The organism is Oceanimonas doudoroffii (assembly GCF_002242685.1).
GTDB lineage: Bacteria > Pseudomonadota > Gammaproteobacteria > Enterobacterales > Aeromonadaceae > Oceanimonas > Oceanimonas doudoroffii.
This window is the reverse complement of the sequence record NZ_NBIM01000001.1, coordinates 657,131-681,791: the sequence shown is the minus strand read 5'-3', so window position 1 is coordinate 681,791 and position 24,661 is coordinate 657,131. Positions and strand designations below refer to the sequence as shown.

Below are 24,661 nucleotides of genomic sequence, written 5' to 3'. Positions count from 1 at the left end.
GTCAAGGACATTTCATGCCGACAATTACTCTTCCCGATGGCAGCCAACGCCATTTCGAGCATCCCGTCTCCATCATGGAGGTCGCCCAGGACATCGGCCCGGGCCTGGCCAAGGCCTGCATTGCCGGTCGTATCGATGGTGAGCTGGCGGACGCCTGTGAGCTCATCAGCCATGACGCCAGCCTGTCGATCATCACCGCCAAGGATCAGGATGGCCTCGAGATCATTCGCCACTCCTGCGCCCACCTGCTCGGTCACGCCATCAAGCAACTGTGGCCCGAAACCCGCATGGCCATTGGTCCGGTAATCGACAACGGCTTTTATTACGATGTGGATCTCGAGCACACCCTGACCGAGGAAGACATTCAGAAGCTGGAAGCCCGCATGCTGGAGCTGGCCAAGACCGAATATGCGGTGGTCAAGAAGAAGGTGAGCTGGCAGGAAGCACGGGACACCTTTGCCCGTCGGCATGAGCCGTACAAGATCGAAATCCTCGATCAGAACGTCAGCCAGCACGACAAGCCCGGCCTGTATCATCACGAAGAATACATCGACATGTGCCGGGGCCCTCATGTGCCCAGCATGCGTTTCTGCCAGCATTTCAAGCTGCAGAAGGTATCCGGCGCTTACTGGCGTGGCGATTCCAAAAACAAGATGCTGCAGCGCATTTACGGGACCGCCTGGGCCGACAAGAAGGCGCTCAAGGCGTACCTGCTGCAACTGGAAGAAGCCGCCAAGCGCGATCATCGTAAAATCGGCAAGCAGCTCGACCTCTATCACATGCAGGAAGAAGCGCCGGGCATGGTGTTCTGGCACAACGACGGCTGGACCATCTTCCGCGAGCTGGAAACCTTTGTGCGCGACAAGCTGCGGGAATACCAGTATGAAGAGGTCAAGGGCCCCTTCATGATGGACCGGGTGCTGTGGGAGAAATCCGGCCACTGGGACAAGTACGCCGAAAACATGTTTACCACCCACTCCGAGAACCGGGACTATGCCATCAAGCCGATGAACTGCCCGGGGCATGTGCAGATCTTCAATCAGGGCCTCAAGTCCTACCGGGATCTGCCCCTGCGCATGGCCGAGTTCGGCTGCTGTCATCGCAACGAGCCCAGCGGTGCCCTCCATGGCCTGATGCGGGTGCGTGGTTTTACCCAGGACGACGCCCATATCTTCTGTACCGAAGATCAGATCCAGAGTGAGGTATCAGCCTGTATTCGCATGGTGTACGACACCTACGAAACCTTTGGCTTTACCAATATCGCGGTCAAGCTGTCTACCCGTCCGGAGCAGCGCATCGGCAGCGACGAAATCTGGGACAAGGCCGAGCTGGCCCTGGAAGAAGCACTCAAGGCCTACGGCATCGAATATGAGCTGCAACCGGGCGAGGGCGCCTTCTACGGTCCCAAGATTGAGTTTACCCTGCACGACTGTCTCAACCGGGCCTGGCAGTGTGGTACCGTTCAGCTCGACTTCGCCCTGCCGGGGCGACTGGGGGCCAGCTACGTGGGTGAAGACAACGAGCGCCACGTGCCGGTGATGATCCATCGCGCCATTCTCGGCTCCATCGAGCGTTTTATCGGTATTCTTATCGAGGAATACGCCGGATTGTTCCCGACCTGGCTGGCTCCCACCCAGGCGGTGGTGCTCAACATTACCGACAATCAGGCCGACTATGCCAAAAACCTGGTCGCGTCACTGAATAATGTTGGCATTCGAGCCCGTGCAGACTTGAGAAATGAAAAAATTGGCTTTAAAATCCGCGAGCATACTCTAAAGCGGGTACCTTTCATGCTGGTGTGCGGCGACAAAGAAGTCGAAGCCGGCAAGGTTGCGGTCCGTACCCGGAAAGGGCAGGATCTCGGTACCTTTGACGTTGAAGAGCTGACAGCGCTCATTCAGCAGGAGATTCAAACCCGCGGAAAGAAAACAGTGGAGGATAGGTTATAAAAGGCGCCAAAAAAGGGGGCAAGCCCGCTCCCCGCAATCGACTGAATGAAGAAATCCGACTGAAAGAAGTTCGTCTGGTCGGCCTGGAAGGTGAAGCATTGGGGGTCGTGTCCATCAATGAGGCACTGAGCGCCGCCAGTGAGGCGGGCGTCGATCTGGTGGAAATCAGTCCCAATGCCGAGCCGCCCGTTTGCCGTATCATGGATTACGGCAAGTTCCTCTACGAGAAGAGCAAGGCCACCAAGGAACAGAAGAAAAAGCAGAAACAAATCCAGGTCAAGGAAGTTAAATTCCGGCCCGGTACCGATGAAGGCGACTATCAGGTAAAGCTACGCAACCTGGTTCGCTTTTTGGAAGAAGGCAACAAGGCCAAAGTCACGCTGCGATTCCGCGGTCGTGAAATGGCCCACCAGGAAATCGGCTTTGATTTGCTTAACCGCATCAAAGGCGATCTCGATGAACTGGCCCTGGTCGAATCCTTTCCCAAGCTGGAAGGTCGTCAGGCCGTCATGGTGCTTGCCCCTAAAAAGAAACAGTAAGGTTCAGCAAGTAGCCGGGCATTACGCCCGGCTCGCCTTGTCTGTTTGATGTTATTAACAATGCGGAGTATTTCATGCCTAAGATGAAATCCAACAAGGGCGCTGCCAAGCGCTTCAAGAAGACCGGCTCTGGTGGTTTCAAGCGCAAGCAGTCCCACCTGCGTCACATCCTCACCAAGAAAAGCACCAAGCGTAAGCGTCAGCTGCGCGGTAAGTGTCTGGTAGCAGCCTGCGACGTTGCCCAGATCAAATCCATGCTGCCCACCGCTTAAGAGGAGAGTGAACAATGCCAAGAGTTAAACGTGGTGTAACTGCGCGCGCGCGTCACAAGAAAATTCTGAAGCAGGCCAAAGGTTATTACGGTGCCCGTTCACGCGTTTATCGCGTTGCCGTGCAGGCCGTTACCAAGGCCGGCCAGTACGCTTACCGCGACCGTCGCCAGAAAAAGCGTCAGTTCCGTCAGCTGTGGATTGCCCGTATCAACGCGGCTTCCCGTCAGAACGGCCTGTCCTACAGCCGCTTCATCGATGGCCTGAAGAAGGCTTCCGTTGAAATCGATCGCAAGATCCTGGCTGACATCGCCGTGCACGACAAGGCCACCTTCACCGCTCTGGTTGCCAAAGCGAAAGAGGCCCTGGCGTAAGCCGGACTTCAATGGTTTTCAAAGGAGGCTACGGCCTCCTTTTTTTATTGACTTCCCCCCGGTTCAGCGGTGGAAGCAACAAGGCATTTCCTTTATTATCAAGGCCTTTTCTATTATTTAGCGTCCGTGTATACGGGCAAGTCAACGAGGAATACATGGATCAGCTGGAAGACGTGATCGTCAAGGCGCAGGCGGAGATCCAGGCTGCCGCCACTGCCGCCGAACTGGATGAAATCCGGGTTCGCTACATGGGCAAGAAGGGCACCTTTACCGAGCAGTCCAAGGCGCTCGGCAAGCTGTCTCCGGAAGAGCGTCCCGCCGCGGGCCAGGCCATCAACCAGGCCAAGCAGGCCGTTAACGACGCGCTCAATAGCAAGCGCGATGCCCTGCAACTGGCCGAGCTCAATACCAAGCTGGCCGGAGAAACCCTGGATATCAGCCTGCCGGGCCGTCGCCAGGCCAGCGGTGGCCTGCATCCGGTCAGCCGCACCATCAAGCGTATCGAATCGTTTTTTGGCGAGCTGGGTTTTCAAGTGGCCGAGGGTCCGGAAATCGAAGACGATTTCCACAACTTCGATGCGCTGAACATTCCGGCCCATCATCCGGCCCGAGCCGATCACGACACCTTCTATTTCAACCCCAAGCTGATGCTGCGCACCCAGACCTCCGGCGTGCAGATCCGTACCATGGAACAGCAGCAGCCGCCCATTCGCATCATCTCGCCGGGCCGGGTATATCGTAACGACTACGATCAGACCCACACCCCCATGTTCCACCAGGTGGAAGGCCTGCTGGTGGATGAAAACGTCAGCTTCACCCAGCTCAAGGGCGTACTGCACGACTTTCTGCACAACTTTTTTGAAGAAGATCTGCAGATTCGATTCCGTCCGTCCTACTTTCCGTTCACCGAGCCCAGTGCCGAAGTGGACGTGATGGGCAAGAACGGCAAGTGGCTGGAAGTGCTTGGCTGCGGCATGGTGCACCCGAACGTACTGCGCTCGGTAGGCATCGACCCCGAGCGTTACAGCGGCTTTGCCTTTGGCATGGGCGTAGAGCGTCTGACCATGCTGCGTTACGGCGTCAACGATCTGCGTGCCTTCTTCGAAAATGATCTGCGTTTTCTCAAGCAATTCCGGTAAGCGGCAGGAGCAATAATGAAGTTTTCAAAATCATGGCTGGATGAATGGATCAACACCGGTCTTAACGCCGAGGCCCTTGCCGAGCAGATCACCATGGCCGGTCTGGAAGTGGACGGCATCGAGCCGGTGGCCGGCGACTTCAGCCAGGTCGTTGTGGGTGAAGTGGTGGAGTGCGGCCAGCACCCGGACGCCGACAAGCTGCGCGTCACCAAAATCAATGTGGGCGGTGACGAGCTGCTCGACATCGTCTGTGGCGCCCCTAACTGCCGTCAGGGCCTGAAGGTGGCGGTGGCCGTGGTTGGCGCCGTGCTGCCCGGTGATTTCAAAATCAAGAAGGCCAAGCTGCGCGGCCAGCCGTCTCACGGCATGCTGTGCTCCTACGGTGAGCTGGGTATCGATGTGGAGTCCGACGGCATTATCGAGCTGCCCGCCGATGCGCCGGTCGGTACCGACGTGCGTGACTATCTGGCCCTGAACGACGTCATTGTCGAGGTGGATCTGACCCCCAACCGCGCCGACTGCCTGAGTCTCGCCGGCCTGGCTCGGGAAGTGGGAGTGCTCAACAATCAGGATGTGGCCTGGCCCGAGATCGCCGCCGTGCCCGCCGCCATTGACGATCGGCTCGACATTCGCCTGGAAGCGCCCGCCGCCTGTCCCCGTTACCTGGGCCGGGTGGTGAAGAACATCAACGTCAAGGCCGAGACGCCACTGTGGATGCAGGAAAAACTGCGTCGCAGCGGTATTCGCAGCATCGATCCCGTGGTGGACATCACCAATTTCGTGCTGCTGGAATGGGGCCAGCCCATGCACGCCTTTGACCTCAATACCCTGAACGGTGGTATTGTGGTTCGTCAGGCGGAGCAAGGCGAAAAACTGACCCTGCTCGACGGCAACGAAGTGACCCTGAACACCGACACCCTGGTGATTGCCGACAGCGAGCGCCCGGTGGCCATGGCCGGTATCTTTGGTGGCGAAGCCACCGGCGTGACCGAAAATACTCGGCACGTGCTGCTGGAGTGTGCCTTCTTCAGCCCGCTGGCCATTACCGGTCGCGCCCGCAGCTACGGCCTGCATACCGACTCGTCCCACCGCTTTGAGCGGGGCGTGGATTACCGCCTGCAGCACAAGGTGATGGAGCGGGCTACCGCCCTGCTGCTGGACATCTGCGGCGGTGAAGCCGGCCCGGTCATTGAAGCCGTCGCTGACGATCAGCTGCCTCAGGCCGCCACCGTGACCCTGCGCCACGCCAAACTCAACCGCCTCATCGGTATTGACATCGACGCCGGTCAGGTGACTGAAATGCTGACCCGCCTGGGGCTGGAGGTCACCACCACCGCCGAGGGTTGGAACGTGGTAGTGCCGAGCTATCGCTTTGACATTGCCATCGAGGAAGATCTGGTGGAAGAAGTGGCCCGCATCTACGGCTACAACAACATTCCCAATGTCGCTCCTCGGGCCAACCTCTCCATGTCGTCCCACCGTGAGGCGCAACTGCCGCTGAACCGGCTCAAGGATGCCCTGGTGGACGCGGGTTACCAGGAAGCCATCACCTACAGCTTTGTGGATCCGACCCAGCAGCAACTGCTGTTCCCGAACGCCGAGCACATGGTGTTGCCCAACCCCATCGCCGCCGACATGTCTGCCATGCGGGTCTCACTGTGGCCGGGCCTGATCCAGGCCGCGGTCTACAACCAGAACCGCCAGCAGTCGCGTCTGCGTCTGTTCGAACAGGGCCTGACCTTTGTGCCGGACAACACCGCCGAAAACGGCGTGCGCCAGACCCCGGTTCTGGCGGGCCTGATACTGGGCGCCGTGGTGGACGAGCACTGGAGCATGAGCAGCCAGGGTGCCGATTTCTTTGATCTCAAGGGCGACGTGGAAAGCCTGCTGGCCCTCTCCGCCGATGAGTTGGCCTTCAGCGTCGAGCGCGCCGAGCTGGCAGCCCTGCACCCGGGGCAATCCGCTCGGCTGCTGCGTGGCGGTCAGGTAGTGGGTCACTTTGGCGCCCTGCATCCCAGCCTGCTGAAGAAACTCGGCCTCAAGTCTCAGGTGTACCTGTTTGAAATCGAGCTGGCCGCCCTGACCGAACGCCGAGTGCCGAATGCGGTGGAGGTGTCTCGTTTCCCGGCCAACCGCCGCGATCTGGCACTGGTTGTCGATCAGAACCTGGCCGCTGCCGATATCCTTGATTTGGTTAGGAAAGTTGGCGGTAACCAGCTGGTTGGCTTAAACTTGTTTGACGTGTACCAGGGCCAGGGCATTGCCGAGGGCAAAAAGAGCCTGGCACTCAGCCTGGTACTGCAGGACACCCAACGGACGTTGGAAGAAAAGGAAATCGCCGACACCGTGGCCCGCATTGTAACGGCGGTTTCCGACGAGTTTAATGCTTCCTTGAGGGATTGAGCTTATGGCGTTAACCAAGGCCGACATAGCAGAGCACCTGTTTACCAAACTTGGCATCAGCAAGCGGGATGCCAAGGACATGGTTGAAGCGTTCTTTGAGGAAATTCGTAGTGCGCTTGAACAGGGTGAACAGGTCAAAATTTCCGGTTTCGGCAATTTTGAACTGCGCAACAAGGGAGAACGCCCCGGGCGCAATCCCAAGACCGGGGAAGACATTCCCATTTCGGCCAGGCGGGTGGTGACCTTTCGCCCGGGGCAGAAGCTCAAGGCCCGGGTGGAGAACGCCACCCTGAACGACGCAGAGTAAAATCAAAGCCAGGCAACCGCCTGGCTTTTTGCGTTTAGACTAAGGCACTATTGGCTCTGCGCCTCACTGGCTGTTAGCCTATGAGGCAGGATGAAATCAGCAGAGGCATGCACAGCGTGCAGAAAGGAAACATCGTGATCCTCACCGGCGCCGGCATTTCCGCCGAGTCCGGCATTCGCACTTTCAGGGCCGCAGACGGCCTGTGGGAAGAGCATCATATCGAAGACGTGGCCACGCCCGAAGGTTACCGCCGTAATCCCGAGCTGGTGCAGCGCTTTTACAATGAAAGGCGCGCACTGTTGCAAACCGTTGCGCCCAATGCGGCCCACCAGGCCCTGGCCCGGCTCGAGGCCGAGTGGCCGGATCGCGTAACCCTGATCACCCAGAACATCGATGATCTGCACGAGCGTGCCGGCAGCCACAATGTGCTGCACATGCACGGCGAGCTGCTCAAGGCGCGCTGCCCCCACAGCAACCAGACCGTCGACTGGAGCGGCGATCTGCGCACCACGGATCTGTGCCATTGCTGCCAGTTTCCCGAGCCGTTGCGCCCTCATGTGGTCTGGTTCGGAGAAATGCCGCTGCTGCTCGATCATATTTACCAGGCCTTGAGTGAAGCCAGCCTGTTCGTTGCCATCGGCACCTCGGGCAATGTCTATCCCGCCGCCGGCTTTGTACACGAGGCGGCCATGCACAACGCCCATACCCTGGAGATCAACCTGCAGCCCAGCGAAATACGCACCCATTTCGATGCCCATCGCTACGGCCCGGCCACCCAGGAAGTCGGCGCCTGGGTGGAGGAGTTACTGACCGGTCTCGCCGGAGCCCCCATTCGGCAACAAGGTTGAATGCACGGCTGAAAAAAAAGCCCGCCATTGGCGGGCTTTTTCATTCACTGGGTACGCAGCTTGACCCAGAACTGTTCGTAGATGGCGAGCACTTCATCGCCCAGATCGTCCTGGAAATGGCCGTTCGCCACCACCTCGGCCGAGGGAAACAGCACCGGGTTGTTCGCCACGTCGGCGGGCAACAGCGCCTTGGCCCCTCGATTGGGCACCGCCAGTCCCAGCTCGGTAATGATCTGTGCGGCGACTTCGGGCCGCATCAGATAATCCAGAAAACGGTGCGCGGCATCCACGGAGCGGGCGTTGGCGGGAATGGCGGCACTGTCCACCCAGAAGATGGCGCCTTCCTCGGGATAAACATATTCCAGATTGAGGCCATCCTGCTGGGTCTTGTAAGCCTGATCGCTCCACAACAGGCCGATGCTGGTTTCACCGGTCACATAAGGCATGCGCGGGTTGTCGGAGTTATACAGCAGCACATTGTCTTTCAACGCCACCAGCTTGTCATAAGCGGCGGCCACCTCCTGGCCATCCTTGCTGTTGGCGGAATGCCCCAGGGTCAGCAGTGCCATCTGGAAATTTTCGCGAATGTCGTCGGTCAGCATCAGCTGGCCGTTGAAATCACTGTTCCACAAATCGGCCCAGCCGGTCACGCTGGCATCAGGCAGCTCGTCCCGGTTAACGGCAATGGCGGTGCTGCCAAAGGCATAGGGCATGCTGTAGGTATTGCCCTTGTCGAAATCCCGATTCAGCAGGGCAGAGTCCAGCTGGCCGAAGTGGGGCAGTTGGCTCTTGTCGAGGGGCTGCAGCATGTTCTCCCGGGCCATTTTGCTCAGCATGTAGCTGGACGGAAAAATCACGTCATAGCTTTCCCTGGCACCGCTGGTCTGCAGCAGCTTGAGCTTGGCATAGAGCGCCTCGTTGGAGTCAAAACTGGCGTAATCCACCGCCACGCCGGTTTCCTTGGTAAAGGCATGCAACACGGCCTCGGGCAGGTATTCGGCCCAGGCGTACACGGCCAGGCGCTCCTGGGCCACGGAAAAGGCGGGCAGGGTGGCCAGGGCCACCGCCAGCGAGTAAGTGCGAATATTCATATCAGCGTTTGTCCCTTAACAGTAATTGAGAAATCACCACCAGAATCAGTGATACCACCAGCATCAGGGTGGCCAGTGCATTGACCTCGGGGGAAACTCCCACCTTGACCATGGAATAAATGCGCAGCGGCAGAATGTCATAACCCGGCCCGGTCACGAAGGAGCTGATGATGACGTCATCCAGCGACAGGGTGAAGCTGAGCAGCCAGCCCGCGGCGATGGCCGGCAGCGCCAGCGGCAGCAGAATGCGCCGGAAAATCACCGCTTCGCCGGCGCCCAGATCCCGCGCCGCTTCTATGATGCGCACATCAAAGCCCCTGAGCCGGGAAAATACCGTGATCACCACAAAGGGCAGGCAAAAGGTGACATGGGCAAACAGCAGTGACCAGAACCCCAGCGACACGCCAATGACCACGAACAGCGCCAGCAGCGAAATGGCCATGACGATATCCGGTGACATCATCACCACAAACAGCATGCCCCCCACGAAGCGTTTGCCACGAAAGCGGTAACGGTACAGTGCCACCGCCGCCAGGGTGCCGATCAGGGTGGCGACACTGGCGGACAGCAGGGCCACCGTCAGCGAGTGGCGCGCCGCCTCGAGCAGGGCGGTGTTGCCGGCCAGCCGCTGATACCAGTCCAGGGTAAAACCGTCCCAGCGAATGCCAAAGCGGGACTGGTTAAAGGAGTTCACCACCAGCACACCAATGGGGATATACAGGTAGGCAAACACCAGCAACAGCAATGCGCCTTTCAGCCATCTGGTCATTCGGCCTCTCCCTTGTTGTTCAGCAGCCGGCCGGCCTGGTAGTAAATCAGCATCAGGGTCGCCATCAGCACCGTCAGGGTCACGCTGGTGGCGGCGCCAAAGGGCCAGTCACGAATGTTAAGGAACTGGGTCTTGATGATGTTGCCGATCAACAAGTGCTTGGCCCCGCCCAGCAGATCCGAGATGTAAAACATGCCCAGCGCCGGCAGAAACACCAGCAGACAGCCGGCAACGATGCCCGGCAGGGTCAGCGGCAACACCACTCGCACAAAGCGGGGCAGGGGACCGGCCCCCAGATCCCGCGCCGCCTCCAGCAGGCGGCCGTCCAGCTTTTCGATGGCCGCATACAGCGGCAGGATCATGAACGGCAGCAGGATATACACCAGGCCGATGATCACCGCCGCCTCGGTAAACACGATGCGCAGCGGCTGCTCGATAATGCCCAGTGACAACAGCGTCTGGTTGAGCAGGCCCTTGGTGCCCAGCACCGCCTTGAGCGCATAGGTGCGGATCAGCGAGTTGGTCCAGAACGGCACTATCACCAGAAACAGCAAAACCGGGCGCCAGGCCTTGGGCAGCCCCGCCACCACAAAGGCAAAGGGGTAGCCGATCAGCAGACACAGCAGGGTGGCGAGGCCGGCCATCATCAGGGAATGCCACAGCACCTTGATGTACATGGGATCAAGCAGCCGGGCATAGTTCTCCGGGGTCAACACCAGGCTCACCAGGCTGGCGTGATCCCGGGTCAGAAAGCTGGTGCCGATGATCATCAAATTGGGCAGAAACACGAACAGCAGCAGCCAGCCCACAATCAGGCCCACCGCCAGGTTGCGAAAGCCGTTAGTGTTGTTCATGGGGCAGCACCACCTCCCAGCCATCCACCCAGCTCACCGACACCCGCTGATCCAGGGCGTAGTCGGTGCCGGCATCGTCTTCGTCGAAAAACTCGGAGATCAGGATCTCGCCGCCGGCGTCGAGCTGCACCCGGGACTCAAGGGTGGCCCCCTTGTACTGGCGATCGAGAATACGCCCGTTCACTCCCGCAGCCGCCTGCTCAGTTCCTTGGGCCGACATACGCAGATCTTCCGGGCGCAGCAATACACACACCCGATCGCCCGGGCTGAACGGATGACGGCTGTGCACCAGGCAGTCACGGCCTTCCACCCGGGCGTGCCAACGCCCCTGTTCGGCGGGGGCCAGCAGCTCGCCATCGAGAATGTTGATTTCGCCGATAAAACGGGCGACGAACAGGTTGGCGGGGGCTTCGTAAATGTCCCGGGGCGACCCCTGCTGCACCACACGGCCGCCCTGCATCACCAGAATGCGATCGGACATCGACAGCGCTTCTTCCTGATCGTGGGTCACAAACACAAAGGTTATGCCCAGCCGACGCTGCAGCGCCTTCAGCTCCACCTGCATTTGCCGGCGCAGCTTGTAGTCAAGGGCACTGAGCGACTCGTCCAGCAGCAACACCCGCGGGCGGTTGACCACCGCCCGGGCAATGGCGATACGCTGCTGCTGACCACCGGAGAGCTGATGGGGATAACGGTCGGCCATCTGCTCCAGCTGCACCATGGCCAGGGCTTCCTGCACTCGCGGGGCGATGTCGGCGGCGGGCACCTTTTGCATGCGCAGGCCAAAGGCCACATTGTCGAAAATGGTCATGTGGGGAAACAGGGCATAGCTCTGAAACACGGTGTTGACATGACGCTGCTCCGCGGGCACCGCGGTAATGTCATCGCCGGCGAGAAAAATACGGCCGCCGTCGGCCGACTCCAGCCCGGCAATCAGCCTGAGCACCGTGGTTTTACCACAGCCGGAAGGACCCAGCAGGGTGACAAATTCACCATCGTAGATAGACAGATCCAGGTGTTCGATGATGGTCTTGCCGCCGAAGGACTTGCTGATGCCGGCAAGGGTGACAATGGGAGCTTTGTGTTCGGCCATGTGCCTGAATGCACCTCGATAGGAACGCCCGGCGTTCACAGGGAAAGGAAAGCGCGCATTCTAGGACTCGTCCGGCATGAAGCAAAGCAAATAAAAATTGCCGCAACAAACGGTTTTGTTGTTTGCGAAGCCGTTGAATGTGCGCAACTTTTAACCGGCTCACAACGGGTTACGAGAGCCGGCCGATGCCGCTATAATGGCCGCATTCCCTGAACCAGAAATCGTATTTGATGAACGAACCCGAATCTTCCCGCCTGCAGCAGTCGCTGCAACACGGATTTTCCCTTGCTCCCAAGGCGGTGCTGCAGGAAGGCTGGCAGCGCATTTACGGCGCCAAGCTGACCATGGTGATGGCCGCCATCGGCGTGGCCGGCAGCTGGCTGCTGCTCAATCACCTGCTGCTGACCGTGGCCGGTGATAGCGAGACCGGCGACTGGCGTGCCAGCCTGCTGGGCCTGCTGATTTCCATGATCATGGCACCCATGAGCGGCGGCCTCGACATGATGGGCATTCACCGGGCGGTGGAAAGACCCATTCGCGCCAATCAGATTTTTGATTATTTCCGTTATGTGCTGCCGCTGGCGGTGGCCAGCCTGATCATGGGCTTTATGACCAGCCTGTTCCTGCCCCTGGGGGCAGCATTTGGCCTGCCGGCGGTGCTGGCCATGTTGCCCACCCTGGTGCTGAGCGTGGCGCTGATGTTTGTTTTTCCGCTGATCCTGGAAAAAGGCCTGAGCCCGTTTCAGGCCATTCTGGTGTCTCTGCGGCTGTTCGCCCGCCAGTGGCTCAACCTGATTGCCATTCATCTGATACTGGTGGCGCTGTTTATGGCCGCCGTACTCAGCTTTGGCATTGGCCTGGTATGGGTGGCGCCGCTGTACATGGTGGTCAAGGGCATCATTTACCGGGAAGCCTGCGGCGTTCGTGGCGCCGGTGACGCCACCGCCCCGGCTTCCTCACCTTCAAGGGATCATTTCGAGGCATGAAATCCGTACTGTTTGGGGCCGCGCTGGCCCTGCTGGCCGTTCCGGCCCACGCCGACGCGCTCAATCTGGGTTACAGCGGTTTTTACAAGCACCTGGATACCGTGGCCGACGCCGAAGTCGAGCACGCCACCCTGGGTTTTTACCTCAGCCGCAACGACGGCGAGGGCTGGTGCACCATTCATCACGGCTCGGTTGAGGTTGTCGGCCAACCACGGGGCGAAGTGACCGTTCTGCCCCATGGTGAATTCGTGTTGCCCTTTGACAAGCAGCTGGATCTGGACAAGGCCGTGGTCCGACTCGACGTGGATCAGCCGGAGCGCTGTGAAATCTCCATTCAAATTCAGACCCTGCTGCCGGCAGGCGAGGTGCAGGCGGCACAGCTGCGTGCCATTCGCGATGAAATGCAGGCCTTGCTGCAGGAAATGGCCGGCTGGCCGGGGCGCTATTTTGTGCCGAGCATCAAGGGCGTGCAATTACAGCCGCTGAGCGGGCAAGAGCTTATTCAGGGCCTGAACAAACTGTCTCTGGATGATGCCGCACTGACCGGTAATGGCAACTGGCAGATTCCCGCCACTCGGGTCACGCCCTGGTTGTAACCCCGGCACTGGGAAGCCAGGCTACATCAGCAAAAAAGGCGCCTCGGCGCCTTTTTTATTACTTCACTTCAAGCACCTGCAGGCGCTCGCCCAGCTCGGGGGCGTCGTCATCATCCTGCTCAAAACGAGGAGCAACGTCGGGCTTGTCAAAACCGATGTCGCCGCCGTCGATTACGCCGGACTCGCTGTTAATGCTTTTAAAGTCAAACTGCTGATGATCCATCAGGTGCGACGGCACCAGGTTTTGCACCGAGCGGAACATGCTTTCAATGCGGCCGGGAAAACGCTTGTCCCAATCCTGCAGCATGGTCTTGATGGCCTGGCGTTGCAGGTTTTCCTGGGAGCCGCACAGGTTGCACGGAATAATGGGAAATTCCCGGGCCTCGGCGTAGCGTACCAGATCCTTTTCCTTGGCATAGGCCAGGGGACGGATCACCACGTGTTTACCGTCATCGCTCACCAGCTTGGGAGGCATCGACTTCATGGTGCCGCCATAGAACATGTTGAGCAGCAGGGTTTCCAGAATGTCGTCCCTGTGGTGGCCAAGGGCAATCTTGGTGGCCCCCAGCTCGGTGGCGGTGCGATAGAGAATGCCCCGGCGCAGCCGCGAGCACAGTGAGCAGGTGGTTTTGCCTTCCGGAACCTTGTCCTTGACGATGGAGTAGGTGTCTTCCTCGACGATTTTGTACTCCACCCCCAGGCCGTCCAGGTAGGCGGGCAGCACATGCTCGGGAAAGCCGGGCTGCTTCTGATCCAGGTTGACCGCCACAATCTCGAAACGAATGGGGGCGTGGGCCTGCAGGTTCTGCAGAATGTCGAGCATGGCATAGCTGTCCTTGCCGCCCGACAGGCACACCATGACCCTGTCACCGTCTTCAATCATATTGAAGTCGGCGATGGCCTCACCCACGTTGCGACGCAGCCGCTTTTGCAGCTTGTTGAAGTTATAGACTTGCTTGGCGGTTTGAACAGACATGATGCCCCCGGCGAAAAAACTGGGGGCTATTATAGTGACTGGCGCCTTGAGGGCAAGGCGCCTGAGGGATCAGTCGGTGTCGGGGCGCAGCACCAGCACGTCGCAGCTTAGCTTGTCGATCACGTGCTCGGCGGTATTGCCAAGCAGCGCCGCCGCCATGCCGGTGCGGCCCACCGAGCCCAGAATCACCAGGCTGGCGTCAATGGCATCGGCACAGTTAGGAATGACTTCCTCTGCCAGGCCCTCGTGCAGGTGCAGGCTGTCGGACTCCAGGTTAAAACGCACCGCATATTCATACAGGGCCCGCTCATGGTGTTTTTTTACCGCCGCATTGTAGGCGTGAGGGTCAAAGTCGGGCAGCTCCAGCGCCATGTTCACCGGAGTGATGGGGTAGGCGTTGACCAGGTGCAGAGTGGCGGAAAGCAGCCGCGCCACTTCGGCGCTCTCGCCGATGATTTTTTCATTCAGCGCTTCCTGGGCCTTGTCGTCGCTGCAGCAATTGACCGCGGCCAGCACGGTACCACCCATGGGCCAGTCCCGCTCCTTGACCAACAGCACCGGGCAGGGACACTTGCGCAGCAGGTGCCAGTCGGTGGGGGTAAAGATAAAGGACTGGATCATGGCGTGCTTGTGGGTGCTTTTCACCACCAGATCGTGGCCCTGCTCCTGTACCTGCTGAATGATCGCCTCAAAGGGCCGGCTGTGCCACACCACCCGCACATGAAAGCTGATTTTGCTGTCGGCGTAAGGCTCAAGCAGGGTCCTGAGCCACTCCTCCTTGCCCTGCACCACCCCTTCGCGCATTTCGTCCCGCTCTTCACTGGAGAGCATGGAGGTCATCTCGTAGGAAAAGTCGTAAATGGGCAAAAACAGGGTGATGGCGGCGTTTTCCTGCAGCGCCGCCACCGACACCGCCCGGTGCAGGGCGGGCTGGGCCTCGGCGACCGGGTCGATAACCACCAGAATATGTTGATACTTGATCATAGACACCTCCTTGTGGTGTGGATCAGTCTGCGTCCGGCGCACCTGCCAGGCAGGCCAGCTCGGGTTGCTTGAGAATACGAATGTACTTGCCGTCTACCGCTATCATGCCATTTTTCTGAAAACGGCCCAGCAGCCGGCTCACGGTTTCCACCGTCAGTCCGAGATAGTTGCCGATTTCGCCGCGGGTCATGGTCAGGCGAAACTCCCGGGGGGAAAAGCCGCGCTGGGCAAAGCGGGTCGACAACCCGTGCAGAAAGGCGGCCAGCCGCTCTTCGGCGGTTTTCTTGGACAACAGCAATATCATCTGCTGATCACCGTTAATTTCGTTGCTCATCAGTCGCATGATCTGCTGTCTGAGCCGGGGCATCTTGCCCGACAGCTCGTCCAGTACCTCATAGGGAATCTCGCACACCATGGCCGTTTCCAGCGCCTGGGCAAAGGAAGGGTGGGCCCCGGTGTTGATGGCGTCGAACCCCACCAGATCCCCGGCCAGGTGAAAGGCGGTGATCTGCTCGTCTCCCTGCTCGGTGAGGGTGTAGGACTTGACGGTGCCGGCGCGAATCGCATAAAGCGATTTCAGCGGCTGACCGGCCTTGAAAAGCTCTTCTCCTTTCTGAATGGGCTTTTTGCGCTCGATGATGTCGTCCAGCTGATCCAGCTCGTCGGAATTAAGGCCCAGGGGAATGCACAACTGGCTGATGCTGCAGTCCTGGCAGTGAATGGCGCGACCTGTGGCGGATTTGCCGGCTTTTATTATGTTACCCATGTGCTCCGTCGCTTGTGTGTAATCCAACCTGAATCATAGCACCAATAAAAACCGGTTAATAGTTCACGAAAGCAGCGACAACGCCTGATACAGGCTGAATAAACCGTAGCAAATCAACAAGATGCCCGAAGCTCGACGAAAGCCGGCATGGTTCAGCCAGTGCCTGAGCGACCCGGCCAGGCCACCCAGTGCCAGCAGGGTGGGCAGGGTGCCGAGACCAAACAACGCCATCACCAGGGCGCCTTCGGCGGCGCCGCCAGACACCGCGCTCCAGGTCAGTGCCGAATACACCAGGCCGCAGGGCAGCCAACCCCAGATCATGCCGAAGGGCAGGGCGGCAAGGGGGTGGCGAAAGGGCACAAAACACCCGGCCAGCGGCTTGATATGACGCCACAGGCCATTGCCGAGCCGCTCCAGGGCCAGCAGACCGTTCCACCAGCGTGCCAGATACAAGCCCAGCAACACCATCATCAGCCCGGCCAGCAGCCGCAGCCACAAGAGCCCCTGTTTGCCCAGGCTGATGTCGGCAAGTCCCGCGAACACGCCCCCCACCAAGGCACCGGCCAGGGCATAGCTGCCAATGCGGCCGGCGTTGTAACCAAGCAGATACAGCCACTGCCAGCGCCGCTGAGACTGAGGAATGGCCATGGAAAAGGCCGCCGCCACCCCGCCGCACATGGCAATGCAGTGACCGGCGCCAAGCAGCCCGATCAGCAGGGCCGCTACGGGATCAAGCTGACCGGTCATCATTATCCTTGCGCGAGTCGCGATGCTGGGCGCGGCGATGGGCACCGCCGTCGTCATCAAACAAAATATTGTTGCCTTGCCGATCCAGATCCTCGAACTGGTTGCTTCTTACCGACCAGAAAAACACCGCCACGGCCACCGCCAGCAAAATCAGGGCAATGGGCAGGATCAGGTACCAGATGGTGTCACCATTCATAACCGGGATAACCTCAGGGAGTTGGAAATAACGAGCAGCGAGCTGGCCGACATGCCCAGCATGGCGAACCAGGGCGAGACCTGACCGGCCGCCGCCAGCGGCAGCACCACCAGGTTATAGCCCAGGGCCCAGCCGAAATTCTGCTTGATCACCCGCCGGGCGGCCGCGGCAATGCGCCGGGCCATCAGCAGGCGGTCGAGGGAGTCCCCCAGCAAAATGGCATCGGCACTGTTTTTGGCAATGTCGGTGCCGCCGGCCATGGCAAAGGACACATGGGCACCGGCCAGCACGGGGGCATCGTTGATGCCGTCCCCCACCATCAGGCAGACGTCGCCCCGTTCGGCGCGGGCGCGCAGATACGCCAGTTTGTTGTCGGGGGTGGCGCTTTTTTCGAGTTCGGTTACCCCGAGCACCTGCGCCACCCGATCCGCCTGGCCGGAGCCGTCACCGGTGAGAATGGTGGTGGCCAGGCCCTGCTCGTGGCAGCGGGCGATCAGGGCGGCGGCCTCGTCCCGCAGGGGATCCGTCAGGGTAAAGCGGGCTGCCAGGCCATGCTCTCCGGCAAGATAAACGCACAGCTCGCTGTCCTGGTGGCCGGGATTCAGCCATGGGCCGCTGCCCAGCCGCCATGTCTCGCCGTCGATCACACCACTGACGCCCCGGCCCACGTGGTTTTGCCGTTGGCTCACCGGAATGCCGGCATCACAATACGGGGCAAAGGCACGGGCGATGGGGTGCTCGGAGCCGCTTTCCAGGGCGGCGGCCAGCGCCAGGACCTGCTTCTTGTCCATGGCGCCGAGCAGGGTAACCTCGGTCAGTGCCACCTTGCCCCGGGTCAGGGTGCCGGTCTTGTCAAACACCATGCGGGTGGTGCGGGGCAAGGTGTCGAGCACGTGACCCCGGCGCACCAGCACGCCGCCCTGGGTCAGCCGGGAGGTGGCCACGGTCAGCGCCGTGGGGGTGGCCAGCGACAGCGCACAGGGGCAGGTGGCCACCAGCACCGACAGCATCACCCAGAAGGCGCGGTCGGCATCGAGCTGCAGCCACACCAGGTAGGTGGCGAGGGTGGCCAGCAACAGCGCCGCCACAAAATAGCGGGACAGCTGATCCGCCAGCACCGCCACCCTGGGCTTTTCCAGCAGGGCGTCGTCCTGGGCCCGCAAAATTTCCGAGACGCGGGCATCGGCCAGGCCTCGGCTGACACGAATGCGCAGTGGTGACTCCACATTGGTGGTGCCGGCAAACACCGGCTCACCCGGGCGGCGCGACACCGGCAAATGTTCACCGGTCAGCATGGACTCGTCCACGCTGGTGTGGCCCTCGATAATGTCACCGTCGGCGGGGATCACCGCACCGGGCGATACCCGTACCACCTGGCCGGGCAGCAGGGTGCGGGCGGCCACTTCCTGCTCGTCACCGTCGCTTTCCAGCCGGGCCAGCATGGGAATATGGTGAGTGAGGTTGGCGGTGGTTTCCGAGGCCCGGCGCTTGGCCCGCATTTCCAGAAAGCGGCCGGTGAGCAGCAGAAACGCAAACATCGACACGCACTCGTAATAGACCTCACCGGTCGCGGTCACGGTGGCATAGACAGAGGCGACAAAGGCGAACAGCATGGCCAGCGACACCGGCAAGTCCATGTTCAGCGCCCGGTTTTTCAGCCCTCGCCAGGCATTGCGGTAAAAGGGCAGGGCGGAGTAGGCCATCACCGGCACCGACAGCCACAGGCTGACCCAGCGAAACAGCTGCACCAGGCCGGGATCAATGTCGGGAAACAGGTCTTCATAGAGGGCGAAACCCACCATCATCACCTGCATGCTGGCAAGCCCGGCCAGGCCCATGCGCAACAGGTAGGATTTTACCTCGCGGTTGTATTCCTGCTCCTGCTGATGGGGCTGAAACGGCCGGGCCTGATAGCCGATATGGGCAAAACCGGCCAGCAGGGTGCTGAGCCGGGTCTGTTGCGGATCCCAGCGCAACCGGGCCCGCTCGGTAGTGGTGTTGACCTGGATAAGCATCACCCCCGGCAGCTGGGCCAGGTGGCGCTCAATCAGCCAGGCACAGGCGGCGCAGGTCAGGCCGCCGATGGACAACTGCACTTCGCGAATGTCGTCGCGTTGTACCACAAAGTCCTGCTGAATGTCGTCCAGGTCATAATGCTGCAGCCGGCGCAGCTCATCGGGCACCGCCTCGGCCTTGGGCGGGGTACTGGTTCTGTGTTGATAATAACTGCCGAGGCCGCAGTCGATGATGGTTTCGGCCACCGCCTGACAACCGGGGCAGCAGAACTGGCGGGGTTCCCCTTCCAGCACGGCACTGAAGCCGGCCGCCGCCGGAACCGGCTCACCACAATGGAAACAGCCGACCATGCTTACTGACCGGCTCGGATCACGAGTTTGTCGGCAATGGGCAGGCGAATGCGCTGCTGCATGCGCCAGCGCCGGTCAAAGGCTTCCAGCTGCAGGTTCCACAGCCCGTTCAGCAGTACGTGATCCGGGCGGAAGCGGTAGACGCCGGCGGCATCGGTGGTGAGCAGGGCCTGTACGTCCTGCTCGGCCAGGGTGGGGTGGGTAAAACGCAGTCGCACCGGCTCCCCCTCGGTGTGCTCGCCCTGCATGCGCAGGGTGATCTGGCCGTCGGCATAACCGAGCTCGGCCATCAGGCCCAGTCGCTCTGCTTCCTTGAGCTCACTCAGATCCTGGTTAATGGCGCGGCCTTTTTTGTAGTAGTCATCCACCACCATGGTATCGGCATTGGTGCTTGCCAGGTGCAGGGTATAGAGGCTGGCCACCACGGCGCACAGGGGCAGCACGATCAAAAACCAGGGCCAGAATTGCTGATACCAGGGACGATGCATAACGGGAATTCCTACTGCGAAAAAAGTCGACGGCTAATATAACAAAAAAAGCCCCGCAAGCGGGGCTTTCTGTCCAAGCCCGGCGGGCTTTATCAGTCGTTCAGGCTGTAGATGTAAGACGCCAGCAGATGCACCTTGTCTTCGCCCAGAATTTCATTCCAGGCGGGCATGACACCGGCGCGGCCATGACGAATGGAGTCTTCCACCGCGGCACGGGAGCCGCCGTAAAGCCAGATGTTGTCGGTCAGGTTGGGCGCGCCCATGGCGGGGTTACCCTTGCCGTCCATGCCGTGACAGGCGGCACACATGGCGAACCGGGCCTGGCCTTTCTGGGCCTCTACGGGATCCACTTTACGGCCGGACAGGCTCAGCACGTAGGAAGTGACTTCCTGTACGCCTTGCTCACCCAGGCTGTCGCCCCAGGCGGGCATGGCGCCCTTGCGGCCGTGCATGATGGTGGCCTTGATGGCTTCCGGGGTGCCGCCGTAGAGCCAGTCGGCATCCGCCAGGTTGGGGAAACCACGGGCACCACGGGCGTCGGAGCCATGACACTGGGCACAGTTCTGCAGGAACAGGCGTTGGCCCACCTTGGTGGCCTCTTCGTCCTGGGCGATATCGGCAATGGCACGGTAGCTGCTGCCATCGGCCTCATAGGCCAGCTCGCGGAACTTGGCACCGAAGACCTCGTCGGCCTTGACCATCTCACGCTCGTACTGCACCAGACGGCCTTCTTCACGGGCGGCGGCGGAGGCGGCGCGAGACTCTTCCAGGGAACGAATGTCCTGGTTGGAGCTCTGCCAGCCCAGCAGACCCTTGAAGTTGCCCAGGCCCGGATACAGAGCCAGGTAGATCAGGGAAAACACCACCATGATAATGAACATGTAGCTCCACCACTTGGGCAGAGGGTTGTTCAGTTCGGAGATGCCGTCATAGGTGTGCCCGGTGGGCGCCCCTTCTTCCATTCCCATCTTGTCTTTGTTACACCAGATGAGCAGCGTCAGGCAGCCGAAAATGGTGCCCAGGCTGATCACGGTGACAAATATGCTCAGAAAAGTATTCATTTTTTGTTAGCTCCTGCGCGATCCTGCTCAGTACCCCGGCGCGGCTTGTTGCGCTCATCCTCGTCAAAGATGGAGTGAGCAGCATCGTCAAACTTACCCTTTCTGCGTTTGCTAAAGGCCCACCAAACGATGCCTGCAAACAACACCAGCAGGGCCAGGGTCTGAAAGCTGATCAGCATGGGCTTGAGGGCTTCCAAGGTACTGAGATCCATATCGACTCCGGTTATTTAAGGGCGTGTCCCAGGGACTGCAGATAGGCGATGACGGCATCCATTTCGGTTTTGCCCTTCACGGCCGCTTCGGCACCTTCAATGTCGGCGTCGGTGTACGGAACACCAAAGTTGTCGCGGAAAACGCGCAGCTTCTCGGCAGTATGCTTGCCGTCCAGCACATTGGTTTCCAGCCAGGGGAACGCCGGCATGTTGGACTCGGGCACCACATCACGCGGATTCAGCAGGTGCACACGGTGCCACTCGTCGGAGTAACGGCCGCCCACCCGGGCCAGATCCGGACCGGTACGCTTGGAGCCCCACAGGAAGGGGTGCTCCCACACACTTTCACCGGCCACGGAGTAGTGACCATAACGCTCGGTTTCGGCACGGAACGGACGGATCATCTGGCTGTGACACACGGTACAACCTTCACGGATGTAGATGTCACGGCCTTCCATTTCCAGTGCGGTGTAGGGACGCAGGCCCTCTACCGGCTCGTTGGTCTGCTGCTGAAAGAACAGCGGCACGATTTCAACCAGGCCACCAAAGCTGATGGCCACAACGGTCAGGATTGCCAACCAGGTGACATTCTTTTCGACCAGTTCATGACGGTTTTGCATTCACGAGTCTCCTAAATCAGGCCGGTTGGGCAATGGCTTGCAGGGAGCCTTTCGGCGCCTTGATGGTACGGTAGGTGTTGTACAGCATCAGCAGCATGCCGGTGACAAAGAAGACGCCGCCCAGGAAACGTACAAAGTAGAACGGGTAGGACGCCTGCAGACCTTCAACAAAGCTGTAGGTCAGGGTGCCGTCTTCGTTCACCGCACGCCACATCAGGCCCTGCATCACACCACTGATCCACATGGCCACGATGTACAGCACGGTACCGATGGTGGCGAGCCAGAAGTGGGTGTTGATCAGCGTCAGGCTGTACATACGCTGCTGACCGAACAGGTTGGGGATCAGGTGGTAAACGGAGCCGATGGAGATCATGGCCACCCAGCCCAGGGCACCGGAGTGCACGTGACCCACGGTCCAGTCGGTGTAGTGGGACAGGGCGTTTACGGTCTTGATCGCCATCATCGGGCCTTCAAAGGTGGACATGCCGTAGAACGACAGGGACACGATCAGGAAGCGCAAAACGGGATCGTAACGCAGTTTGTGCCAGGCGCCGGACAGGGTCATGATGCCGTTGATCATGCCACCCCAGGACGGTACGAACAGGATCAGGGACATGACCATGCCCAGAGACTGGGCCCAGTCGGGCAGGGCGGTGTAGTGCAGGTGGTGCGGGCCAGCCCAGATATACAGGGTGATCAGCGCCCAGAAGTGCACGATGGACAGACGATAAGAGTAAACCGGACGACCGGCCTGCTTGGGTACAAAGTAATACATCATGCCCAGGAAGCCGGCGGTCAGCAGGAAGCCCACGGCGTTGTGACCGTACCACCACTGGATCATGGCGTCGGCCGCACCGGAGTACACCGAGTAGGACTTCATGCCGCTGACCGGAATGGCCAGGCTGTTAACGATGTGCAGCACCGCCACGGTCAGAATGAAGCCGCCGTAGAACCAGTTGGCCACATAGATGTGGGAGGTCACGCGCTTGTACATGGTGCCAAAGAAGACGATGGCATAAGACACCCACACCACGGCAATGGCGATGTCGATCGGCCACTCCAGCTCGGCGTATTCCTTGCTCGAGGTGTAGCCCATGGGCAGGGTGATGATCGCCGAGACGATGATTGCCTGCCAGCCCCAGAATACAAAGGAGGCCAGCGGACCACCGAACAGGCGAACCTGACAGGTGCGTTGCACCACGTAAAAGGACGTTGCCATCAGCGCGCTGACACCAAAGGCAAAAATTACCGCGTTGGTGTGCAACGGACGCAGGCGGCTGTAGGTCAGCCAGGGTGTTTCGAAGTTGAGGGCAGGCCAGATCAGCTGTGCTGCGATCAGCACACCCAACGACATACCTACAACGCCCCAGATCACGGTCATGACCGTAAACTGACGAACTACGGTGTAGTTGTAGTTTGGTTGATTATTAGTTTGACTCATCGTTATAGTTCCGCTTCCACTGCTGTTATTCAGGTTTTGTGCTCACGGTTTAGGTGCTCACATCGGAAGGATTAAGTGTTACCGGTTTCTCTTATCGTGGCTTTGGCGCGCACCAGAATTCGTTAACTCTTTGTTAACAAAGCAAAGGCACCCCCCCAAAACCGGCACAGATGATAAATGAGTGGCTGCCAAAAAAACAGTATAAACAGTAATATGATTACCCCTTTAGCCCGCCCATAGGGCATAACGACGCGTGTTGATCGAGATCAAGCAAGCCTCGTAACTGACCCCGAAACAGGAAGAGTTATTTCATGAGAGACCGGCTGACTGGCCCAAAAATGGTGCAAATTCTGGTGGTCATGGTCGTTTTGTCGGCGGCCTTCTGGCTGCGTACCTGCGGTACGGAGCAGCAAACGACCGAAAACGTCGAGGAAAAACTTGATTACTGTGATGTAAGTCACAATGAATGTCGGCAGGAACAAGGGGGGCTGATCGCCACCGCCCGCCTTAAGGCCGACAAGCTGCAGGCGGAATCGCCCTTTGAACTGAACATTACCTTTTCAGATCCGAGTGTGACTGTTGTGCGCAGCGTGCTGGAAGGGGAAACCATGTACATGGGTACCCTGCCGGCCCTGCTGCAACCCGCCGGCAAAGGGCGGTGGCAGGGGCAGGCGCTGGTAGGCAGCTGCACCGAGGCCCGCATGCTGTGGGCCTGGGTAGTGGAGGTGGAATACCTGGGCCAACCGCAGACCTACCGCTTTCTGTTTGAAGTGCGTCACTGAGCGGACTCATTCTCCGGCTCAAGTTTTTCCTTCAAGAACGTCTGTAATCGCTGCCAGGAGTCCCTATCCGCGGCCTGGTTGTATGCCAGTGGCAGGCCAAACTCGGCGGCGGTGCGATCGGCATCGGGATTGGTGAAGGCGTGCAGGGCGCCTTCGTAGTTCACCAGCAGGTGGTCGGCATTGGCATTCATCATTTCCTCACGAAAGGCCGTTACCTGCTCGGCCGGCACCAGAGGATCGGCGGCGCCGTTGAACACCGCAATGGCCACCGGGCTGTGAGCAGGCAGGGGATCCGCCTTGGGAGCCAGGGAGCCATGGAAGCTGGCTACCGCCTGCAGCTGGGCGCCGGCCCGGGCCATGTGCAGCGCCACACCACCGCCATAACAATAACCGATGGCGGCCAGTCGGCTGCCATCGACCCGTGAATCGGCGGCCAGCAGGGCGAGGGCGGCATTAAAGCGTTGCTCGGCTTCCGGCAGAGACGCCAGCGAGGCCTTGGCAAAGGCGCCGGCCTGATCCGGGTGGGTGGCGGTCTTGCCGTCACCGTACATGTCGATGGCAAAGGCGGCATAACCCAGCTCGGCCAGCATGCGAGCGCGCTCGCGCACATAGTCGTTGTGTCCCCACCATTCATGCACCACCAGCACGCCGGGCAGGGGGGCCGGGGCGGCATCATCCAGGGCGAGATAACCGCGATAGGTCTTGCCGTTGACCTCGTAGCGGCGCTCTTCGGTTATCAGGCCGGCCTGCACGGCAAAGGTCATCAGGGTCAGCAACAACAACAGGGGCTTCATGGCATGGGCTC

At 60.0% G+C, this 24,661-nt stretch carries 27 protein-coding genes; 11 read left to right on the top strand and 16 right to left on the bottom strand.

What is annotated here, in order from left to right; genetic code table 11:
- Positions 1–14: 14 nt before the first annotated feature.
- The 8 genes from thrS (at position 15) to cobB (ending at position 7,828) form a co-directional block, all read left to right on the top strand.
- Positions 15–1,949: a threonine--tRNA ligase gene (thrS, locus tag B6S08_RS03105; RefSeq protein WP_094199308.1), complete on the top strand. Its 1,935-nt coding sequence runs from the start codon at positions 15–17 to the stop codon at positions 1,947–1,949.
- Positions 1,946–2,488, top strand: a complete 543-nt coding sequence (infC, locus tag B6S08_RS03100) for a translation initiation factor IF-3 (RefSeq protein WP_094199307.1) — start codon at positions 1,946–1,948, stop codon at positions 2,486–2,488. Before thrS ends, infC begins: the two co-directional genes overlap by 4 nt.
- A 74-nt stretch (positions 2,489–2,562) precedes the next feature.
- Complete coding sequence (gene rpmI / locus B6S08_RS03095; RefSeq protein ID WP_094199306.1) at positions 2,563–2,760, top strand: 50S ribosomal protein L35; 198 nt, start codon at positions 2,563–2,565, stop codon at positions 2,758–2,760.
- A 14-nt stretch (positions 2,761–2,774) separates the two neighbouring features.
- Complete coding sequence (gene rplT / locus B6S08_RS03090) at positions 2,775–3,131, top strand: 50S ribosomal protein L20 (protein WP_094199305.1); 357 nt, start codon at positions 2,775–2,777, stop codon at positions 3,129–3,131.
- Between the two features lie 155 nt (positions 3,132–3,286).
- Positions 3,287–4,270, top strand: a complete 984-nt coding sequence (pheS, locus tag B6S08_RS03085; protein WP_094199304.1) for a phenylalanine--tRNA ligase subunit alpha — start codon at positions 3,287–3,289, stop codon at positions 4,268–4,270.
- 15 nt (positions 4,271–4,285) lie between these two features.
- Positions 4,286–6,673: a phenylalanine--tRNA ligase subunit beta gene (gene pheT / locus B6S08_RS03080; protein WP_094199303.1), complete on the top strand. Its 2,388-nt coding sequence runs from the start codon at positions 4,286–4,288 to the stop codon at positions 6,671–6,673.
- A gap of 4 nt (positions 6,674–6,677) precedes the next feature.
- On the top strand, positions 6,678–6,980 hold the full coding sequence (locus tag B6S08_RS03075; protein WP_094199302.1) for an integration host factor subunit alpha: 303 nt from the start codon (positions 6,678–6,680) through the stop codon (positions 6,978–6,980).
- Positions 6,981–7,087: 107 nt separating this feature from the next.
- Positions 7,088–7,828: a Sir2 family NAD+-dependent deacetylase gene (gene cobB, locus B6S08_RS03070; protein ID WP_094200525.1), complete on the top strand. Its 741-nt coding sequence runs from the start codon at positions 7,088–7,090 to the stop codon at positions 7,826–7,828.
- 44 nt (positions 7,829–7,872) lie between these two features.
- On the opposite strand, the gene B6S08_RS03065 is transcribed toward cobB, so the two are convergent.
- From B6S08_RS03065 to potA, 4 genes are read right to left on the bottom strand one after another with little or no spacing between them, the layout of a single operon-like run.
- The gene (locus tag B6S08_RS03065) at positions 7,873–8,919 is read right to left on the bottom strand and encodes an extracellular solute-binding protein (RefSeq protein ID WP_094199301.1); all 1,047 of its coding nucleotides are present in this window, start codon (positions 8,917–8,919) and stop codon (positions 7,873–7,875) included.
- Between the two features lies 1 nt (position 8,920).
- Entirely contained in the window at positions 8,921–9,688 is a 768-nt protein-coding gene (gene potC / locus B6S08_RS03060; protein WP_094199300.1) for a spermidine/putrescine ABC transporter permease PotC, read from the bottom strand.
- Complete coding sequence (potB, locus tag B6S08_RS03055) at positions 9,685–10,542, bottom strand: spermidine/putrescine ABC transporter permease PotB (protein WP_094199299.1); 858 nt, start codon at positions 10,540–10,542, stop codon at positions 9,685–9,687. The genes potC and potB overlap by 4 nt, the downstream gene beginning before the upstream one ends.
- Positions 10,529–11,635: a spermidine/putrescine ABC transporter ATP-binding protein PotA gene (gene potA / locus B6S08_RS03050; protein WP_094199298.1), complete on the bottom strand. Its 1,107-nt coding sequence runs from the start codon at positions 11,633–11,635 to the stop codon at positions 10,529–10,531. The genes potB and potA overlap by 14 nt, the downstream gene beginning before the upstream one ends.
- Before the next feature lie 230 nt (positions 11,636–11,865).
- On the opposite strand from potA, the gene B6S08_RS03045 reads away from it, so the two are divergent.
- Entirely contained in the window at positions 11,866–12,621 is a 756-nt protein-coding gene (locus B6S08_RS03045) for a DUF2189 domain-containing protein (RefSeq protein ID WP_094199297.1), read from the top strand.
- The gene (locus tag B6S08_RS03040) at positions 12,618–13,217 is read left to right on the top strand and encodes a DUF2987 domain-containing protein (protein WP_094199296.1); all 600 of its coding nucleotides are present in this window, start codon (positions 12,618–12,620) and stop codon (positions 13,215–13,217) included. Before B6S08_RS03045 ends, B6S08_RS03040 begins: the two co-directional genes overlap by 4 nt.
- A 58-nt stretch (positions 13,218–13,275) precedes the next feature.
- Here the strand turns inward: B6S08_RS03040 and ttcA are convergent, their stop codons facing one another.
- The 11 genes from ttcA to ccoN form a co-directional block, all read right to left on the bottom strand.
- Positions 13,276–14,196: a tRNA 2-thiocytidine(32) synthetase TtcA gene (gene ttcA / locus B6S08_RS03035; RefSeq protein ID WP_370462313.1), complete on the bottom strand. Its 921-nt coding sequence runs from the start codon at positions 14,194–14,196 to the stop codon at positions 13,276–13,278.
- Positions 14,197–14,262: 66 nt separating this feature from the next.
- Positions 14,263–15,177, bottom strand: a complete 915-nt coding sequence (uspE, locus tag B6S08_RS03030) for a universal stress protein UspE (protein ID WP_094199294.1) — start codon at positions 15,175–15,177, stop codon at positions 14,263–14,265.
- Positions 15,178–15,199: 22 nt separating this feature from the next.
- Positions 15,200–15,943 (bottom strand): fumarate/nitrate reduction transcriptional regulator Fnr, encoded by a 744-nt coding sequence (locus tag B6S08_RS03025; protein WP_094199293.1) that lies wholly within the window; start codon positions 15,941–15,943, stop codon positions 15,200–15,202.
- A 63-nt stretch (positions 15,944–16,006) separates the two neighbouring features.
- On the bottom strand, positions 16,007–16,690 hold the full coding sequence (locus B6S08_RS03020) for a sulfite exporter TauE/SafE family protein (protein ID WP_094199292.1): 684 nt from the start codon (positions 16,688–16,690) through the stop codon (positions 16,007–16,009).
- On the bottom strand, positions 16,674–16,886 hold the full coding sequence (gene ccoS, locus B6S08_RS03015) for a cbb3-type cytochrome oxidase assembly protein CcoS (RefSeq protein ID WP_094199291.1): 213 nt from the start codon (positions 16,884–16,886) through the stop codon (positions 16,674–16,676). Before ccoS ends, B6S08_RS03020 begins: the two co-directional genes overlap by 17 nt.
- Positions 16,883–19,252, bottom strand: coding sequence for a heavy metal translocating P-type ATPase (locus B6S08_RS03010; RefSeq protein ID WP_094199290.1), 2,370 nt, complete (start codon positions 19,250–19,252; stop codon positions 16,883–16,885). The genes ccoS and B6S08_RS03010 overlap by 4 nt, the downstream gene beginning before the upstream one ends.
- 2 nt (positions 19,253–19,254) lie before the next feature.
- Positions 19,255–19,740 (bottom strand): FixH family protein, encoded by a 486-nt coding sequence (locus B6S08_RS03005; RefSeq protein ID WP_094199289.1) that lies wholly within the window; start codon positions 19,738–19,740, stop codon positions 19,255–19,257.
- Positions 19,741–19,832: 92 nt separating this feature from the next.
- A complete protein-coding gene (gene ccoP / locus B6S08_RS03000; protein ID WP_094199288.1) occupies positions 19,833–20,801 on the bottom strand; it encodes a cytochrome-c oxidase, cbb3-type subunit III in 969 nt (322 codons plus the stop codon).
- The gene (locus B6S08_RS02995) at positions 20,798–21,013 is read right to left on the bottom strand and encodes a cbb3-type cytochrome oxidase subunit 3 (protein ID WP_094199287.1); all 216 of its coding nucleotides are present in this window, start codon (positions 21,011–21,013) and stop codon (positions 20,798–20,800) included. Before B6S08_RS02995 ends, ccoP begins: the two co-directional genes overlap by 4 nt.
- Positions 21,014–21,024: 11 nt before the next feature.
- Positions 21,025–21,633, bottom strand: a complete 609-nt coding sequence (gene ccoO / locus B6S08_RS02990; RefSeq protein WP_094199286.1) for a cytochrome-c oxidase, cbb3-type subunit II — start codon at positions 21,631–21,633, stop codon at positions 21,025–21,027.
- A 16-nt stretch (positions 21,634–21,649) separates the two neighbouring features.
- Complete coding sequence (gene ccoN, locus B6S08_RS02985) at positions 21,650–23,074, bottom strand: cytochrome-c oxidase, cbb3-type subunit I (protein ID WP_094199285.1); 1,425 nt, start codon at positions 23,072–23,074, stop codon at positions 21,650–21,652.
- A 311-nt stretch (positions 23,075–23,385) separates the two neighbouring features.
- On the opposite strand from ccoN, the gene B6S08_RS02980 reads away from it, so the two are divergent.
- On the top strand, positions 23,386–23,856 hold the full coding sequence (locus B6S08_RS02980; RefSeq protein ID WP_094199284.1) for a hypothetical protein: 471 nt from the start codon (positions 23,386–23,388) through the stop codon (positions 23,854–23,856).
- Here B6S08_RS02980 and B6S08_RS02975 read toward each other — a convergent pair.
- Positions 23,850–24,650 (bottom strand): dienelactone hydrolase family protein, encoded by an 801-nt coding sequence (locus B6S08_RS02975; protein WP_094199283.1) that lies wholly within the window; start codon positions 24,648–24,650, stop codon positions 23,850–23,852. The two genes, B6S08_RS02980 and B6S08_RS02975, sit on opposite strands and share 7 nt — an antisense overlap.
- Positions 24,651–24,661: the final 11 nt, after the last annotated feature.

Excerpts from the sequence above, each read along its gene's own strand:
- B6S08_RS02995 (WP_094199287.1), bottom strand. The coding sequence starts at position 21,013 with ATGGATCTCAGTACCTTGGAAGCCCTCAAGCCCATGCTGATCAGCTTT.
- B6S08_RS02980 (WP_094199284.1), top strand. The coding sequence starts at position 23,386 with ATGAGAGACCGGCTGACTGGCCCAAAAATGGTGCAAATTCTGGTGGTC.
- potA (WP_094199298.1), bottom strand. The coding sequence starts at position 11,635 with ATGGCCGAACACAAAGCTCCCATTGTCACCCTTGCCGGCATCAGCAAG.
- B6S08_RS02975 (WP_094199283.1), bottom strand. The coding sequence starts at position 24,650 with ATGAAGCCCCTGTTGTTGTTGCTGACCCTGATGACCTTTGCCGTGCAG.
- B6S08_RS03025 (WP_094199293.1), bottom strand. The coding sequence starts at position 15,943 with ATGGGTAACATAATAAAAGCCGGCAAATCCGCCACAGGTCGCGCCATT.
- B6S08_RS03065 (WP_094199301.1), bottom strand. The coding sequence starts at position 8,919 with ATGAATATTCGCACTTACTCGCTGGCGGTGGCCCTGGCCACCCTGCCC.
- uspE (WP_094199294.1), bottom strand. The coding sequence starts at position 15,177 with ATGATCAAGTATCAACATATTCTGGTGGTTATCGACCCGGTCGCCGAG.
- ccoN (WP_094199285.1), bottom strand. The coding sequence starts at position 23,074 with ATGAGTCAAACTAATAATCAACCAAACTACAACTACACCGTAGTTCGT.
- thrS (WP_094199308.1), top strand. The coding sequence starts at position 15 with ATGCCGACAATTACTCTTCCCGATGGCAGCCAACGCCATTTCGAGCAT.
- potB (WP_094199299.1), bottom strand. The coding sequence starts at position 10,542 with ATGAACAACACTAACGGCTTTCGCAACCTGGCGGTGGGCCTGATTGTG.
- B6S08_RS03020 (WP_094199292.1), bottom strand. The coding sequence starts at position 16,690 with ATGACCGGTCAGCTTGATCCCGTAGCGGCCCTGCTGATCGGGCTGCTT.
- pheT (WP_094199303.1), top strand. The coding sequence starts at position 4,286 with ATGAAGTTTTCAAAATCATGGCTGGATGAATGGATCAACACCGGTCTT.
- B6S08_RS03045 (WP_094199297.1), top strand. The coding sequence starts at position 11,866 with ATGAACGAACCCGAATCTTCCCGCCTGCAGCAGTCGCTGCAACACGGA.
- ccoP (WP_094199288.1), bottom strand. The coding sequence starts at position 20,801 with ATGAATACTTTTCTGAGCATATTTGTCACCGTGATCAGCCTGGGCACC.
- B6S08_RS03010 (WP_094199290.1), bottom strand. The coding sequence starts at position 19,252 with ATGGTCGGCTGTTTCCATTGTGGTGAGCCGGTTCCGGCGGCGGCCGGC.
- B6S08_RS03040 (WP_094199296.1), top strand. The coding sequence starts at position 12,618 with ATGAAATCCGTACTGTTTGGGGCCGCGCTGGCCCTGCTGGCCGTTCCG.
- B6S08_RS03005 (WP_094199289.1), bottom strand. The coding sequence starts at position 19,740 with ATGCATCGTCCCTGGTATCAGCAATTCTGGCCCTGGTTTTTGATCGTG.
- ccoS (WP_094199291.1), bottom strand. The coding sequence starts at position 16,886 with ATGAATGGTGACACCATCTGGTACCTGATCCTGCCCATTGCCCTGATT.
- rpmI (WP_094199306.1), top strand. The coding sequence starts at position 2,563 with ATGCCTAAGATGAAATCCAACAAGGGCGCTGCCAAGCGCTTCAAGAAG.
- pheS (WP_094199304.1), top strand. The coding sequence starts at position 3,287 with ATGGATCAGCTGGAAGACGTGATCGTCAAGGCGCAGGCGGAGATCCAG.
- cobB (WP_094200525.1), top strand. The coding sequence starts at position 7,088 with ATGCACAGCGTGCAGAAAGGAAACATCGTGATCCTCACCGGCGCCGGC.
- B6S08_RS03075 (WP_094199302.1), top strand. The coding sequence starts at position 6,678 with ATGGCGTTAACCAAGGCCGACATAGCAGAGCACCTGTTTACCAAACTT.
- potC (WP_094199300.1), bottom strand. The coding sequence starts at position 9,688 with ATGACCAGATGGCTGAAAGGCGCATTGCTGTTGCTGGTGTTTGCCTAC.
- rplT (WP_094199305.1), top strand. The coding sequence starts at position 2,775 with ATGCCAAGAGTTAAACGTGGTGTAACTGCGCGCGCGCGTCACAAGAAA.
- ccoO (WP_094199286.1), bottom strand. The coding sequence starts at position 21,633 with ATGCAAAACCGTCATGAACTGGTCGAAAAGAATGTCACCTGGTTGGCA.